The sequence below is a fragment of the Heyndrickxia sp. FW510-T9 genome (assembly GCF_058781025.1).
In genome coordinates this window covers 14,112-30,821 of sequence record NZ_JBYSWK010000030.1, presented here as the reverse complement: position 1 = coordinate 30,821, position 16,710 = coordinate 14,112, and the positions used below count along the sequence as shown (strand labels likewise).

The following is a 16,710-nucleotide window of genomic DNA, read 5'->3' as shown; positions in this document are numbered from 1 at the left end:
GAAGGATGGTCGTAGTACTCGAAGCGAAAAAAAGAGCGAATAAACAACATTCAGATCTGCAGAATCTTCGCAGAAATGGTAATATACCTGCTGTTGTTTATGGATACAAAGTGGAAAACACACCTGTATATGTTAATGAAGCTGAGTTTACAAAAACAATTAAAGCAGCTGGCAGAAATGGCGTCATTTCGTTAAATCTTGATGGACAGAAGCAAAATGTTATTTTAAATGACTATCAAGAAGATTCTTTAAAGAAAACCATTGTTCATCTTGATTTTTTGGCAGTCGATTTGTCTGCAGAAATTGAAGCCAATGTTCGTGTGGAATTAGTTGGAGATAGTGCAGGTGTTAAGGATGGCGGTGTACTGCAACAACCAATTCACGAACTTTCTGTTACTGCCAAGCCAAATGATATGCCTGATGCAATAAGAGTGGATGTTTCTAACCTTCAAGTCGGTGAAACGATTACCATCTCTGATATTAAAGGTAATTATCCATTCAATATTAATCATGAAGAAACTGAAACTATTGCCTCAATATTACCTCCAAGGCAGGAAGAAGAAATTAGTACTGGAGAACAACAAGAATCCGGTATGCCGGAAAACCTTGAAGGTAGGGAAACAACTGAAACAGAAGGCGAATAATATTCATAATGGGCTTATCTCCATTTGCGGAGGTAAGCTCTTTTTTTGTAAAATAAAGAAGGTAGAGTTTTTGAACGAAAAAATTTTTCTGTGTTGAGAGGTCAGCAAACCCATGCGATCAAGCTGCGGCGTCTCCGCTTTCCTTATGAAATCAGAAAGTATAAGTTTTTTATCATATAAATTAAATAACAAGGATTAGACTTTGTCTAGCTCCAGGTGAAATTTGTACTTCAATTTCAATAGCGCCTATCGGCTAGCGGATTTCTCCGTCTCCTCCCTACGATAAGTCAACATCAGGTGAAATTGGTAGTGCAAATTTCACTCGGTAAAATTAAACTTCAAATTTTACTTGGTGAGAATGGTAGTTCAATTTTCAATAGCTCGTGAACTGCCTCAGCACGGTTTCCTTTATCTCAGTCGAAGACTACGAAATCCGTACGCTAGAGCTGCGGCGTCTCCGCTTTCCTTATGTTATAGTTAAATTGAGGTGTAATTAATGAAATTAATCGTAGGATTAGGAAATCCAGGGTTACAATTTGATAAAACGAAGCATAATATTGGTTTTGAAGTAATAGATGAGTTATCGAAACGTTATTCGACTAGCTTAAATCAGTCGAAATTTAATGGTCTATATACAATCATTCATAAAAATGGTCAAAAGATCATGTTGCTGAAACCGCTAACTTATATGAATTTATCTGGCGAATGTATTAGACCGATGATGGATTATTATGATATTGATTTAGAAGATTTATTAGTTATATATGATGATCTTGATTTGCCTGTTGGAAAAATACGCTTACGCCAAAAGGGAAGTGCTGGAGGGCATAACGGAATTAAATCCACCATTGCTCATGTAGGTACACAAACTTTCAATCGAATTCGTATTGGGATAAGTCGTCCCGAAAATGGAATGTCCGTCCCGGATTATGTTTTAAGTAAATTTAAGAAAGAGGAGTGGCCAACACTTCAAGTAGCTATAAAAGATTCAGCAGATGCATGTGAAAGATGGCTAGAAAAACCCTTTTTAGAAGTGATGAATCAATTTAATTAATTCCCATGAATAACTCCTTATTAACAGGTTCATACTAATAAAAAAAGTAGTAATAAGGAGGCAAACAATGGCGATACATTATTTTTGCCGTCATTGCGGAACCAATATGGGCAGTATCGAAGATGTATCTATTCATGCAGACAATCTTGGTTTAAATACTTTAACAAATGAGGAACGTCAAGACATGATATCCTATGAATCAAACGGTAATATTCATATAAAAGCAATTTGTGAAGACTGCCAAGAAGCACTTACAAGAAGTCCAGAATTACACGCATATGATTATTTGATTCACTAGTCCGCTTTGGGGGAGAATCCAAAGCATTTTTCTGTTTTCTAGATTAAAAATAGGTAATTGTTTCATATAGTAAGTAGTAGTTATTACTTTAGAAAGGAGGGCTATTGATTGAAGGGATTAAAACAAATTATCCTCCACCAAGATGAGATCCAGTCGGTCATTACTGGTATCGAAGGGGATTTAAAAGAACAATTAGTTGCAGGTTTGTCTGGGTCTTCCAGAACTGTCTTTATTTCGTCTATATTTGAAAAATCCAATCAATCCATTGTGATTGTGACATATAACCTTTTGCAAGCGCAAAAATTATATGATGATTTATCCCAATTAGTGGATGAGAATGTTGTTTATTTGTATGCTGCAAATGAATTGATTGCAGCAGAAATCGGAATAGCTAGCCCAGAATTAATGGCCCAGCGAATAGAAACACTGAATTTTCTAGTATCCAACCAAAAGGGTATTATTATCGTTCCAATGGCAGGACTTCGGAAAGTACTACCTTCCCCTGATCTTTGGAAACAATATCAGCTTACCTTTGAAGTTGGAATGGATATAGATCTTGTTCATGTTCTAGAAGCTCTTATTGCAATGGGATATGATCGTAATGAAATGGTCGGTGCCCCAGGAGACTTTAGTTTACGCGGTGGTATTTTAGATATCTATCCTTTGACGGAGCAAAATCCAATTCGTATTGAATTATTTGATACGGAAATTGATTCAATTAGGACTTTTTCGGCAGATGATCAGCGATCCATTGAAAAAAGAACTAGTATTTTAATTGGACCTGCAACCGAATCGCCTATTGACTCCAAAACCCTTGAAAGAATAGCGGATCGATTAGAAGGAGAGCTCTCTAAAACTCTCAAAAAAGTGAAAAGTGCAAATGCCAAAGAACTTTTAACACAAAATATTGGATACGCAATTGAAAATCTCAGAAGTGCGCAAAAACCAGAACAATTCTTTAAGTTTCTATCATTAGCATATGAGGTTCCTGCAAGTTTACTAGATTATTTAGATGGTCACGGAATAGTCATATTAGATGAATATAGTCGAATTCAAGAGATGAATGATCGCTTAGAGAATGAGGAAGCGGAATGGTTTACTTCATTATTAGAAGAAGGGCAAATTGTGCACGGATTAGAAGTTTCGCATAATTTAACAAAGCTATTAATCCAAGCGAATTTACCAAGACTATATTTGTCATTGTTTTTACGCCATATTCCGAATACGAATCCACAAAACATTGTGAATATTACTTGTAAACAAATGCAAAATTTCCATGGCCAAATGCATGTTTTAAAGACAGAAATGGAACGCTGGAAGAAAGGAAATTTTACCGTTGTCTTTCTAGCAACAGATGATGGCCGTCTCTCTAAATTACATAGTGTATTAGAAGATTATGAAATAGAAGCGGCTATAGTGGAAGATTCTAATAAGCTATTACCTGGGCAAATTCAAGTTATTCAAGGAAATCTAAACACTGGATTTGAACTTTCTATGCTCAAGTTAGCCGTTATTACGGAAGAAGAGCTTTTTAATAAAAAAACAAAAAAAGCTCCTCGTAAACAAAAGCTATCAAATGCAGAAAGAATAAAGAGCTATTCCGAGTTAAAAATTGGCGATCACGTTGTACATGTTAATCACGGTATCGGAAAATATTTAGGGATTGAAACACTAGTCATTAATGGGGTTCATAAGGATTATTTACATATAAAATATCAGGGTACTGATAAGCTGTATGTTCCCGTAGAACAAATTGAACTTGTCCAAAAATATGTAGGTTCTGAAGGAAAAGATCCAAAGGTATATAAACTTGGAGGAACAGAATGGAAGAAAGTTAAGAAAAAGGTTCAATCCTCTGTTCAAGATATTGCAGATGACTTAATTAAGCTTTATGCGGAACGAGAAGCAGCGAAAGGTTTTGCTTTTTCACCAGATGGAGATATGCAACGAGAGTTCGAGACAACATTTGCGTATCAAGAAACAGATGACCAACTACGTTCCATTCAAGAAATAAAACATGACATGGAAAAAGAACGTCCAATGGATCGCTTATTATGTGGGGATGTTGGATATGGAAAAACAGAGGTTGCTATTCGGGCTGCATTTAAGGCAATTATGGATGGTAAACAGGTTGCTTTTCTTGTTCCAACGACGATTTTAGCGCAGCAGCATTTTGAGACCATGAAGGAACGTTTTCAGGATTATCCTATTTCTGTTGGATTATTAAGTCGATTTAGGACAAAAAAGCAACAAACAGAAACGATTAAGGGATTAAAAAATGGGACGGTAGATATCGTTGTTGGAACCCATCGTATTTTGTCTAAAGATATGCAATTCCATAATCTCGGTTTATTAATCATCGACGAAGAGCAAAGATTTGGGGTTACACATAAAGAAAAGATTAAACAAATGAAGACAAATGTAGATGTATTAACGCTAACTGCTACACCGATCCCAAGGACATTGCATATGTCCATGCTTGGTGTAAGAGATTTATCTGTTATTGAGACTCCACCAGAAAATCGTTTTCCTGTTCAAACGTATGTCATGGAATATAACGGACATCTTGTTCGAGAAGCAATTGAACGGGAATTAGCAAGAAATGGGCAGGTTTATTTCTTATACAACCGTGTAGAAGATATCGAAAGAAAAGCGGAGGAAATTTCCTCTCTTGTCCCTGATGCCCGTGTCACCTATGCACATGGGCAAATGACGGAAGGTGAGCTTGAATCCGTTATTCTGAGCTTTTTAGAAGGTGAATACGATGTTTTAGTGACAACTACTATTATTGAAACAGGTGTGGACATTCCTAACGTGAATACTTTAATTACTTATGATGCAGATCGTATGGGATTGTCGCAATTGTATCAGCTTCGGGGACGTGTTGGTCGTTCTAACCGTGTAGCATATGCATATTTCACGTATCGGAAGGATAAAGTGTTGACCGAGGTATCCGAGAAGAGACTACAAGCAATAAAGGAATTTACTGAATTAGGATCTGGTTTTAAAATTGCCATGCGAGATTTATCAATTAGGGGAGCCGGTAATATTCTTGGTGCCCAACAGCACGGGTTTATTGATTCCGTTGGCTTTGATTTATATTCGCAAATGTTAAAAGAAGCGATTGAAGAACGAAAAGGTACTTACGATCAAGAAAAGCGAATTCCTTTTGAGATTGATTTAGAAGTAGATGCCTATATTCCAGACACTTATATTGCCGATGGTCATCAAAAAATTGAAATGTATAAACGATTTAGAGCAATTACATCAATAGAGGATCTTGAGGAACTAAGGGAGGAAATGATTGACCGTTATGGTGAATATCCAATCCAAGTTCAATATTTGTTTACAATAGCAGAGATAAAAGTGTTTGCAGTAGAGGCTACTCTTGAATCTGTTAAACAAGTCAAGCAATCCATATCGATTCTTGTATCAGAAAATGGGACACAAAATATAGACGGTCCAAGAGTAGTGGAAGTTTGTAATCAGTTTGGCCGTGCTGTTGGATTTGGGATGGAAGGCAATAAGTTGAAAATCACATTAAATAATAGAGGGATATCTGAAGAAAAATGGCTCGCTATTATTATGGACATTGTAAAAGAATTGAAAAACGCTAGTAAGCTAACAGAACAGGTTGGATAAGAAATACACGTAAGAAAACATCACAATTTAAAAATGTGGTGTTTTTCCTCTTTTACCAAACTTAATGGTTTATTTCCTGTTTATTTGTGGTAAAGAAACGATATGACCAAAGGCTCTTTTCTTAAATATTTTTGTTTTTGTAATCATAAATCACATGAAGTTTTCCATTCAACTTTAGAATGAGTAATACGATTAAGGAAAGATGCGCCGAAGCTAATCCTTATTAGGAATCTAAAAAGGTACGAAAATCAACAATTTATACAAAAATAGCCAACATAAATGAGTTGTAGCAGAAAAATTAACTCATATGTATAGAACTTCCTAGATGAAAGATACTAATGACAACGTTGGTAAAAGATTCATTCATTTACAAATCAGGTAGGAAACTGCCGGGTAAAATCATCTGATGAAAGTGAGGCAACATAAGATGAAAGCAACTGGAATTGTTCGTCGTATTGATGATTTAGGAAGAGTCGTAATTCCAAAAGAAATTCGCAGAACGTTACGAATTCGTGAAGGGGATCCTTTGGAGATTTTTGTTGATCGGGACGGAGAAGTGATTTTGAAAAAATACTCTCCAATTAGTGAGTTAGGTGATTTTGCAAAAGAATATGCTGAAGCATTATATGACAGCTTAACAAGTCAAGTATTAATTTGTGACAGAGATGCAGTTATAGCAGTAGCTGGAGGATCGAAAAAGGATTACTTGAATAAGAACATTGGAGAAGTTATTGAAAAGGTGATGGAGGATCGCAGTCCTATTCTTGTTGCTAATAAGGGACAAGCATCACTAGTAGATGGATATGAAGAAGATCTCGCCTCCTATACGATTTCTCCAATTGTAGCAAATGGTGATCCAATTGGTGCAGTGGTAATTTTCTCAAAGGACAGGGCAATTGGTGAGGTAGAACAAAAGGCTACAGAGACAGCTGCAGGATTTTTGGCGAGACAAATGGAACAGTAATATTTCTATTGATGGAAGTAGGTGATAACACCTGCTTCTTCTTTTGTTTATCCCATCCTTCTGTTATGCTATAATACGAAATATTTTATTATAGGAAGGTAGACGGAATTTGTCTCATGATGATTCAAAGAAATTATTTAAAGGTGCATTCATTTTAACCATTGCAGCCGCAATTACGAAAATATTAAGCGCCGTATATCGGGTTCCATTTCAAAATATTGTGGGAGATATAGGTTTTTACATATATCAACAAATTTATCCAATTTACGGAGTAGCCATTGCATTAGCGACCTATGGATTCCCAGTGATTATTTCGAAGTTTGTTGCAGAAGGAGAAGCCGGAAAAGATTCAAACATTAAGGACATGATGAAATCTATTTTTATGTTGTTAAGCTTTTTGGGAATTCTTTTATTCTTGGTTTTTTTCTTCGGTGCCCCATTTATTGCAGATCTAATGGGTGACGAGAAATTAAGTCCTTTAATTAGAACTATTTCCTTTTCTTTTTTCTTAGTACCGTTTGTTTCTGTGATTAGAGGTTTTTTCCAGGGAAAAGGAAACATGCTTCCTACTGCAGTATCACAAGTAACGGAACAATTTATAAGAGTAGCATCCATTTTAATCCTGACCTTTTTTTTAGTAAAGAAAGGTTATTCTCTCTATACTGCTGGTGAAGGTGCCCTTGTTGGTTCGATAGCTGGTGGAGTTATATCCTTTTTGGTACTGGTTTGTTTCTATATTCGTTTTAAAAGTAAAAATACTATGGTAACGGGAAACAAACCTGTGAAATTAGGGAAGACCTTTATTCTTCAAGGTTTGGCTATTTGTATTAGTGGAATGCTGCTTGTTTTATTTCAATTTGTAGATTCCTTAAATATTTTTGCCTTATTAACAAAATCAGGAGTATCCATGGATGGTGCTAAGAGGCTAAAAGGGATATATGACCGTGGTCAGCCTTTATTGCAATTAGGAACAATTGTTGCTACATCACTTTCCTTGACATTAGTACCAGTTATTTCAACTGCATATAAAAAAGGGAATCTGTCTGTATTAAATGAAAAAGTGATTATTGCCATGAAAATTAGCTTTATTGTTGGGTTAGGTTCTACAATCGGTCTTATTAATATTATTCAGCCAACGAATATTATGCTTTTTAAAAATGATTATGGCTCAATTGTTTTAGCGGTATTCTCGTTATCCATCTTTTTTAGCTCGACTATCCTAACCATAACTGGTATTTTGCAAGGTATTGGACGTGTTTGTACACCGGCATTTTACATGTTAATTGGAGTTGTATTAAAGCTTTTTGCTAATCAATTGTTCATACCACGTCTCGGGACATTAGGTGCATCGTTAGCAACCGTCCTTGCTTTAGGGATTATTTCCGGATGCTTTATAATAAAGCTTAGCAAGTTAAAATTAGGGCAATTACCGTTCCAATTTTATGTAAAGTCACTGGTCTCTGCATTGATTATGACGGTAACTCTACAAATTTGGCTGGCATTATGGGGGAACATTCTTGCCCTGCATCGCAGTTCAAGTATTTTCTTGGCATTATCGGGAGTCCTTGTAGGAGGTTTGGTGTACTTTATTTCTATTATGTACTTCAAACTATTTAATAAAGAAGACATACATTTTATTCCATTTGTTGATAAACTTTTTTCGAAATTCTACGAATAGGCTCTTTTCTTATACTTTGTATAAAATCCAAAAGCCGATTTTAACCTGTTGCTATTAAATATGAGTAAAAATCGGCAGTAGGATTATGACGGTAATTTTCTACTATCAAATGAAAAACGGAATGTAGAAAAGAGCGCGAATCCTATCCATTTCAAGGATTATATACTTATACGAAAAGCAACAATCTTTGCGAAAACAGCCTACGAATAAGGAGAGATAAGATCGGATGAGCAAACAAATAACCGTTATTGGATTGGGAGCGGGAGATATTGATCAGCTTCCGTTAGGAATTTACAAATTAATTAAAAACGCTAGTGTTTTATTTTTAAGAACAAAAGAACATCCAGTTGTGATGGATTTAGAAGCAGAAGGCATCCAATTCACAAGTTTTGACGATGTATATGAAAAAAATGATCAGTTTGAAAATGTGTATGAAGAAATAACGAATCAATTACTGGCTGCTGCAATCACAGAAGATATTACTTATGCAGTTCCAGGGCATCCACTGGTTGCAGAAAGAACCGTTCAATTATTGTTGGAAAGAGGGAAAGCGGAAAATATCGATATCATCATTGCTGGGGGGCAGAGCTTTATTGACCCTTTATTTGCAGCGGTGAAGGCAGATCCGATCGAGGGTTTTCAACTTTTGGATGGAACAGATTTACATATAGATGATATCCGAACACAAGGGCATCTGATTATCGGACAAGTATATGATGCATTCATTGCTTCTAATGTAAAATTAACATTAATGGAAAAGTATCCGGATGACTATATGATTTCCATTGTGACTGCTGCCGGTTCAAAGGGGGAATGGGTAAAGACAATCCCGCTTTATGAACTTGATCGCCAGGTTGAATTAAACAATTTGACAAGTGTTTATGTACCTCCAATGAAGGAAACTTCCCTGAAAGAGTTTTCTGCATTACGGTCTATCATTGCGGATTTAAGAGGTCCTAATGGTTGTCCATGGGATAAGGAACAAACACATCTTTCGTTAAAAAAGTATTTAATAGAAGAAGCTTATGAATTATTAGAGGCCATTGATGAAGATGATATAGATCATATCATTGAAGAGCTTGGGGATGTTCTTCTTCAAATTATGCTGCATGCACAAATTGGAGAAGATGAAGGCATGTTTTCTATTGAAGATGTTATAGAAAGTATTTCCGATAAAATGATCCGACGCCACCCGCATGTATTTGGCGATGTAGTCGTTAATGATGTAAATGATGTAATGAAAAATTGGAGTGAAATAAAGGGACAGGAAAAAGGAAATGAATCAAAAAAATCTGTGTTGGATAAGGCAGGAAAAGGATTACCAGCAATAATTCGGGCATATGAATATCAAAAGTGCGCATCGAAGCTTGGGTTTGATTGGGACCAAGCAGAAGAAGCTTGGAAAAAAGTTCTGGAAGAAATGAAGGAATTTCAAGTAGAAATAACGAAGAATGATAGACAAAAGCAGATTTCAGAGTATGGGGATCTTCTTTTTGCCATAATTAATGTTGGACGTTTATTGGCAATTTATCCGGAAGAAGCTCTTGAAAGAACGAATCAGAAATTTAAGAGAAGATTCCAATTTATTGAAGGACAAGTAGAATTGAGTGGAAAATCATTTTCAGATTTTACATTAGCAGAACTTGACCAATTTTGGAATCAGGCAAAAAATGCAGGATTATAGAGGTGAAAATAGTGACAACAATGAGATTAGATAAATTTTTAAAGGTTTCTAGATTAATCAAAAGGAGAACCCTTGCAAAGGAAGTAGCCGATCAAGGCAGAATCACGATCAATGGGCAGCAAGCAAAAGCAAGCTCAAACGTGAAAATTGGTGATGAGCTCTTGGTCCGTTTCGGTCAAAGACTAGTAACGGTGAAAGTAGAAAATCTGCAAGAAAACACTCGTAAAGAGGATGCTGCAGGTATGTATACGGTCATTAAAGACGAACGGATTAATCAAGAATAGACACTCCTTTTTTAGTGATTGAGAGTACAGAATATTAAATAGCGGCCCTAGTTTAGATCCAAATCGCAATTGATTTGGATCTTTGTTATTTCCTGTCACATCAATGTTTTTGTCAAATTAACATATGTAATAGCAAGTTAATTAACACACCATTTATAGAGTAAGAATTTTAAACTGGGGGATAAAAGCTTTGCTAATTTGTATGTTAAATAGTTTGATAATTATTGCTCTGAAATGAAAGAGACAATATGAGTGAAAGAATAAATTCAAAAGGAAAATTGTGCTAAAATCGAAATATAGAGATGGTATAGTGCCAATGCTGAGCAAACGGGCCAAATAAGTTAAAAAGGTTGACTTTATTATAATTAAAGGGGATATACACTAATGAAAAATATTTTTAATCATATACATACAGAAGAAGTTTTAAAGCGTATGGATAAATTGAGTCCAAATTCACAACCACAATGGGGTAAAATGGATGTTGCCCAAATGCTAGCGCATTGTTCATCTTTTCAAGACATTGCAATGGGAAATTCTTTTCCACCAAGGAGTTGGTTAGGAATAATAGTAGGGAGGTTTGCAAAACAAATCATGTACAATGACAAGACAGTGCCCCATAATATGTCTACTATTCCAACCATTTTGATTGCAGATGATAGAGAATTTGAGACAGAAAAAGAAAGGCTTAAACAAAAAATTATCACATTCCAAAAGAACGGACCAGAGAAGTGCACAACTCATCCGCATCCTTTTTTCGGAAAACTCACTGCTGAGCAATGGGGAAAAGGAATATACAAGCACCTTGACCATCATTTTAAACAGTTTGGAGTTTAAACATTGAAAAACAAAATGAAACAATGTGCATCATTAGTTGAAGAAAGTATCTCTAAGCCTCTTTACTATTCTTTTTCAATAGATGAACAATGCGTTGATTTATTCACAATTACTATTTGAAGCAACCAACAGTATGTCGTTATATAATCTTTTGTTTTCCTTAAACGTGCGCGATTGTGAAGAAAGACCAATACAAAATATCAAAAAAGGAGCTTGGATATCCAAACTCCTTTTTTTTGTGTTAGTTTTGCTGTTATTGCCTTAATAGGACTGTTATTATTTCTACTGCTTTTTTGTGTTTTGTACGCCAAAATCGAACCCGTTCCTGTTAAGGTGAAATTTGAAATGCTAATTTCACTCCTCCATACGCGCCTGAGCTGAGTTGCTTCCGCTTTTCTTAATGGCGTGTTCTTTTTTTTCGACCCTCAACATACACATGATTATATAGCTTGGACTAATGAAAAATAGCTGAAAGCATATGTATGACAGGAATTCGGAAAGCGGGGGATTAAATTGAGTCAATATTATGATACACCTTCTAACGGAAAAAATGTAAATCAAGAGCATGATGTGATTATGAGAGGGAGGAAACTTTTAGACATTACAGGTGTAAAACAGGTTGATAGCTTTGACAATGAAGAGTTTCTTTTAGAAACAGTGATGGGCTTTTTAGCTATCCGAGGGCAAAACCTGCAAATGAAAAATCTTGATGTGGAAAAAGGGATTGTTTCCATCAAAGGGAAGGTATTTGATCTCGTATATTTAGATGAACATCATGGGGAGAAAGCTAAAGGCTTCTTTAGCAAGCTATTCCGATGAGCCTAACCACCCAGTTTTACACGATGCTTGCCATGATCGCTATGGGAAGCATTTTTGGCGCCTCCCTAGATACGTATAGTCGTTTCCTTCAAAGAGGTAAGAGAAAAAAGTGGATAGTATTTATTAATGATGTAATGTTTTGGCTGATACAAGGACTAGCTATCTTTTATATTTTGTTTTTAGTCAACTATGGTGAGATCCGTTTTTATATATTTGTTGCCTTATTTTGTGGTTTTGCTGCCTATCAGGCTCTAATGAAAAACATTTATTTAAAATTGCTCGAAACCGTTATAAATGCCATAGTTGCAATCTATCGTTTCTTGGTTAAATTATTTATGCTGCTGATTTTTAACCCGGTAAAGTGGATTGTATTAGCCCTTTTTACTTTATTGATTTCATTAGGAAAAGGACTATTGTCCCTTGTACAAATAATTATAAAGATGCTAATATGGGTGTTAAAGGTTATCTTTTATCCAATAAAATGGACCTTAGGAATATTATGGAAGTTATTCCCTGATTTTTTCAAAAAATCAGTCGAAAAAATATTTCAAAGATTTGCAGGGATTTTAAAAAAAGCTAAGAATAAGGTTATATATACAGTGAATTTTATACGTGGTATTTTTCATAAAAAATGATGGAGGAGGTTTAGAGATGGGTGCCAGGAAAGAAAAGAATATTACGCCGATGGAAAATGCGTATACGAAACAGCAAATGATAAAAGAGAAACTAATGGCAAAAAGGAAAAAATTACTTTTGCGAAGATTAGTGGCGTTCAGCGTTATTACGTTGGCATTAGTATATTTATTGGTTTCTACACTCATCTCAAGAAACCACCAACTGGAAGTAAAACAGGCAGAAAAAGCAAAGCTAGAGAAGAAACTTGCTGATTTAAAGACAAAGAAGTCTTACCTTCAGGATGAGGTAGTAAAATTGAACGATGATAATTATATTGCAAAGTTAGCCAGAAGTGAATATTTTCTTTCTGAAAAAGGGGAAATTATTTTTAATATTCCTGATGGTAAGAAGAAGAAAGATGAGGATAAAGATGTGTCTTATTGACACTCTTTTTTAACGTCCGATATAATATATATTAAGCTTTATTTTTTATCTTTTTAAGGAGGAAATTATTTTTTATGTCGATCGAAGTAGGCAGCAAGTTACAAGGGAAAGTAACAGGGATCACTAATTTTGGAGCGTTTGTCGAATTGCCTGAAGGCTCAACAGGTCTTGTTCACATCAGTGAAGTGGCTGATAACTATGTGAAGGATATTAATGAACATTTGAAAGTGGGCGATGAAGTCCTAGTAAAAGTCATTAATGAGAAAGACGGCAAAATTGGTTTATCGATTCGAAAAGCAAAAGAACAGGCACCAACTCAGAAACCTCGTCATAATAAACCAAGTCATACCCAACAACGTCCAAGAGAAAATTTTGAGCAAAAAATGGCTCGTTTTTTAAAGGATAGTGAAGATCGTTTATCTTCAATAAAGCGCAATACCGAATCAAAACGCGGTGGTAGAGGTGCTAGACGAGGCTAACTTGCTGTCTATTCACATATAGCAGGTGAAGGAATTCTTCATAAATAAAAAGAGCATTCTTTGAAAAGAATGTTCTTTTTTTGTTTCATAAAAAATTTGTATATGCTAGCAAAAAAATAAGGCGTCTTGCTAAGCAAGGCGCCTTTTGTGCTTTGTAATGACCCGTACGGGATTCGAACCCGTGTTACCGCCGTGAAAGGGCGGTGTCTTAACCGCTTGACCAACGGGCCATATTAAATTGGTAGCGGCAGAGGGGATCGAACCCACGACCTCACGGGTATGAACCGTACGCTCTAGCCAGCTGAGCTACGCCGCCAAAATATATAAATGAAAAGCACAAGTTCTATATTACAATTGGATTATTTTTTTGTCAATATACTTTTGCGTATTTCTATTAAATAATTTACTAGATATAAAATGGGGTTTTTCGCTGAATATAGTCGAACTTTTCTTTCAATTCACCTCTTAAATTTGACAAACTTCTGGACTTGTCCAATATATAATGGTTTGCAACTACAACGCCAAAGGGATGTGTAAATAATGGAAAAGGTGGAGCGTAGCTTTATGGATCGTGGAAGTAACTTAGAAGAAACTAAGCTTGAAGTTTCCAAAAGATTAGTGAATTTTCAGGAAAAGCTAGACCAATTCTTTCTCCAGAAAGGTGTAGCACTCATATTTATCGGGTTTTTACTTGGACGAGCTTTAATCTTATCTCATTTATCTCCTTTTGCACTACCATTCTTTGTTTCTGTTTATATGATGAGGAGAAAAAAGGCACCGCTTGTTTTGTTGGGGCTGCTTGTAGGTGCGTTTACTCTTTCAATTTCTGGCACAGTTTTTACTTTTTCGTGTGCAGTCATTTTTTTAATGGCTTTTCGACTATTTTCTAGATTTCATCAAGACGAATTGAAGGTGTTACCTTATTATGTGGTTTTTACCTCTTTTTTTGTCCGATGCGCATTTCTCTATATTCAAAATCACGAAACCATTACCTTGTACGATGGAATGATGGCAGGTGTGGAGGCAAGTCTTACTTTTATCCTTACCCTTATTTTTATGCAGAGTATTCCACTTTTATCACTAAAAAAAAGAAAGAAGAGTTTAAAGACAGAGGAAGTTGTCAGTCTCATTATTATGCTAGCATCTGTTTTAACAGGAACTATTGGCTGGACCATTTATAATTTATCGGTGGAGCATATTTTATCAAGATTTTTAGTTCTTTTATTCGCATTTGTAGGAGGCGCAACAGTTGGGTCAACTGTAGGTGTCGTCACAGGATTAATATTTAGCTTGGCAAATGTATCGAGTTTCTATCAAATGAGTTTGTTAGCATTTTCAGGATTACTGGGTGGACTTTTAAAAGAAGGCAAGAAAATCGGTACTTCCATTGGCTTATTAATTGCCACGGTATTAATAGGAATGTATGGGGATGCCCAAACACCTTTACTACAAAATATATATGAATCCTGTTTGGCTATTATGTTGTTGTTTTTAACTCCTAAGCATTTAACAAATAAAATGGCGAAACATATTCCCGGTACTTCAGAATTTGCTCAGGAACAGCAGCAATACATGAGGAAAATCAGAGATATCACTGTTCATCGGGTAGAACAATTTTCCTCTGTTTTTCAAGCTCTCTCAAATAGCTTTTCGCAATATGATCAATGGCAGGAAGGGGACCATGAAGATCAGGAGTTTGATTATTTTTTAAGCAATGTTACAGAAAAAACTTGTCAATCCTGCTTCAAAAAGGAACAATGCTGGGTGAAAAATTTCGATAAAACATATGAATTAATGAAAAATGTGATGAATGAATATGACAAAGGGGAAGGCATACTGACGCAACGTATACATCGTGAGGTAGAGAAACATTGTGTGAAAGCAAAGAAACTAGAAGATGCTATATATCAAGAGTTAACATTTTATTATGCGAATCAAAAATTGAGGAAACAAGTGAAGGAAAGTAGAAAACTAGTTGCAGAACAATTATTAGGCGTTTCTGAAGTAATGGGGGATTTTGCAAATGAGATCAAGAGAGAAAGAGAAAATCATCAAAAGCAAGAAGAAATGATTTTAGATGCATTGCAAGACTTTGGCTTAGAAATCGAACAGGTTGAAATTTATAGTCTGGAAGAAGGGAATATTGATATCGATATGACTATTCCTACAAATAATAGTCACGGAGAATGTGAAAAAATCATTGCTCCATTATTATCTGATATTTTAGGGGAAACCATTATTGTAAAAGGGGCGGAATATGTAGCTTATCCAAATGGATTTACCTATATAACATTTAGATCCGACAAAGCTTATGTTGTGAATACTGGTGTTGCTCATGCGGCAAAAGGAGGAGGTTTTGTATCTGGGGATAGTTACTCCTTTATTGAACTAGGTGCAAGGAAATATGCTATTGCTATAAGTGATGGTATGGGAAATGGTGAGAGGGCTCACCATGAAAGTAATGAAACGCTTAGATTATTACAGAAAATTTTACAATCCGGTATTGAGGAGAAAGTGGCGATTAAATCCGTGAATTCGATTCTTTCTTTACGGACTACGGATGAAGTTTTTTCAACCTTGGACCTTGCGATGATTGATTTACAGGACGCCAGTGCGAAGTTTTTGAAAATCGGCTCGACTCCTAGCTTTATTAAAAGGGGAAATAAAGTGTTGAAAGTAGAATCTAGTAACTTACCTATGGGAATCATTCAGGAATTTGATGTGGAAGTTGTCTCTGATCAATTAAAAGCTGGTGACCTTCTTGTGATGATGAGTGATGGTATATTTGAAGGCCCTAAACATGTTGAAAATTATGATATATGGATGAAACGAAAAATCCGGGAAGTACAGACAGAAGAACCTCAAGAAATAGCAGATTTAATTATGGAAGAGGTAATTCGGACAAGATCTGGAATCATTGAAGACGATATGACAATTGTGGTAGCGAAAATCGAGCACAATACTCCAAAGTGGGCGGCAATTCCAGCTAGTAAACGAAAGGAGTTAATCTCTTAGAGAATGTAAGCAAGGTAAACTTTAAAAATAGTAATCATAGAAAGTATAAAACCCTTTCAAATCGTCGATGATGGTTATTAACAATGGCGCTTTTCATAAACTTTGTTGCTTTTGTAAATGAAAATCTTATAAACTTCTTCATTTGTCTGAAGAATAGGTATCCTTTTTATGAAAAGATACCACGAAACTTATTCTAAGTTAGGATTTAAAACAAATTGCGAAAAGCAACAATTTATACGAAAACAGCCTCAACTAT

General features: G+C 35.5%; 14 protein-coding genes and 2 tRNA genes. 14 read left to right on the top strand and 2 right to left on the bottom strand.

The window, feature by feature from the left end; genetic code table 11:
* Positions 1 to 5: 5 nt before the first annotated feature.
* The 13 genes from AC3WJF_RS15100 (at position 6) to AC3WJF_RS15040 (ending at position 13,439) form a co-directional block, all read left to right on the top strand.
* Complete coding sequence (locus tag AC3WJF_RS15100; RefSeq protein WP_492453591.1) at positions 6 to 644, top strand: 50S ribosomal protein L25/general stress protein Ctc; 639 nt, start codon at positions 6 to 8, stop codon at positions 642 to 644.
* Positions 645 to 1,140: 496 nt separating this feature from the next.
* A complete protein-coding gene (pth, locus tag AC3WJF_RS15095; RefSeq protein WP_492453589.1) occupies positions 1,141 to 1,698 on the top strand; it encodes an aminoacyl-tRNA hydrolase in 558 nt (185 codons plus the stop codon).
* Between the two features lie 67 nt (positions 1,699 to 1,765).
* Positions 1,766 to 1,996, top strand: coding sequence for an anti-sigma-F factor Fin (gene fin / locus AC3WJF_RS15090; protein WP_492453587.1), 231 nt, complete (start codon positions 1,766 to 1,768; stop codon positions 1,994 to 1,996).
* 108 nt (positions 1,997 to 2,104) lie between these two features.
* Positions 2,105 to 5,638, top strand: a complete 3,534-nt coding sequence (gene mfd, locus AC3WJF_RS15085; protein WP_492453585.1) for a transcription-repair coupling factor — start codon at positions 2,105 to 2,107, stop codon at positions 5,636 to 5,638.
* Positions 5,639 to 6,065: 427 nt separating this feature from the next.
* A complete protein-coding gene (gene spoVT / locus AC3WJF_RS15080) occupies positions 6,066 to 6,602 on the top strand; it encodes a stage V sporulation protein T (protein ID WP_492453583.1) in 537 nt (178 codons plus the stop codon).
* A gap of 109 nt (positions 6,603 to 6,711) precedes the next feature.
* Positions 6,712 to 8,280, top strand: a complete 1,569-nt coding sequence (locus AC3WJF_RS15075) for a putative polysaccharide biosynthesis protein (protein WP_492453581.1) — start codon at positions 6,712 to 6,714, stop codon at positions 8,278 to 8,280.
* A gap of 226 nt (positions 8,281 to 8,506) precedes the next feature.
* The gene (yabN, locus tag AC3WJF_RS15070; protein WP_492453579.1) at positions 8,507 to 9,964 is read left to right on the top strand and encodes a bifunctional methyltransferase/pyrophosphohydrolase YabN; all 1,458 of its coding nucleotides are present in this window, start codon (positions 8,507 to 8,509) and stop codon (positions 9,962 to 9,964) included.
* Between the two features lie 20 nt (positions 9,965 to 9,984).
* Complete coding sequence (locus tag AC3WJF_RS15065) at positions 9,985 to 10,248, top strand: RNA-binding S4 domain-containing protein (RefSeq protein WP_492453633.1); 264 nt, start codon at positions 9,985 to 9,987, stop codon at positions 10,246 to 10,248.
* A gap of 384 nt (positions 10,249 to 10,632) precedes the next feature.
* On the top strand, positions 10,633 to 11,082 hold the full coding sequence (locus AC3WJF_RS15060; RefSeq protein ID WP_492453577.1) for a DUF1569 domain-containing protein: 450 nt from the start codon (positions 10,633 to 10,635) through the stop codon (positions 11,080 to 11,082).
* Between the two features lie 513 nt (positions 11,083 to 11,595).
* Positions 11,596 to 11,901, top strand: coding sequence for a sporulation protein YabP (gene yabP / locus AC3WJF_RS15055; RefSeq protein WP_492453575.1), 306 nt, complete (start codon positions 11,596 to 11,598; stop codon positions 11,899 to 11,901).
* Positions 11,898 to 12,536, top strand: coding sequence for a spore cortex biosynthesis protein YabQ (yabQ, locus tag AC3WJF_RS15050; protein WP_492453574.1), 639 nt, complete (start codon positions 11,898 to 11,900; stop codon positions 12,534 to 12,536). The genes yabP and yabQ overlap by 4 nt, the downstream gene beginning before the upstream one ends.
* Before the next feature lie 16 nt (positions 12,537 to 12,552).
* The gene (locus tag AC3WJF_RS15045) at positions 12,553 to 12,960 is read left to right on the top strand and encodes an FtsB family cell division protein (protein WP_492453572.1); all 408 of its coding nucleotides are present in this window, start codon (positions 12,553 to 12,555) and stop codon (positions 12,958 to 12,960) included.
* A gap of 74 nt (positions 12,961 to 13,034) precedes the next feature.
* Complete coding sequence (locus tag AC3WJF_RS15040) at positions 13,035 to 13,439, top strand: S1 domain-containing RNA-binding protein (protein WP_492453570.1); 405 nt, start codon at positions 13,035 to 13,037, stop codon at positions 13,437 to 13,439.
* Positions 13,440 to 13,597: 158 nt separating this feature from the next.
* On the opposite strand, the gene AC3WJF_RS15035 is transcribed toward AC3WJF_RS15040, so the two are convergent.
* Both AC3WJF_RS15035 and AC3WJF_RS15030 read right to left on the bottom strand, forming a co-directional pair.
* Positions 13,598 to 13,669: transfer RNA gene (locus tag AC3WJF_RS15035), tRNA-Glu, on the bottom strand.
* A gap of 9 nt (positions 13,670 to 13,678) precedes the next feature.
* Positions 13,679 to 13,755, bottom strand: a tRNA-Met gene (locus tag AC3WJF_RS15030).
* Between the two features lie 224 nt (positions 13,756 to 13,979).
* Between AC3WJF_RS15030 and spoIIE the strand changes: the two genes are divergently transcribed.
* Positions 13,980 to 16,454: a stage II sporulation protein E gene (gene spoIIE / locus AC3WJF_RS15025; protein ID WP_492453569.1), complete on the top strand. Its 2,475-nt coding sequence runs from the start codon at positions 13,980 to 13,982 to the stop codon at positions 16,452 to 16,454.
* Positions 16,455 to 16,710 lie beyond the last annotated feature (256 nt).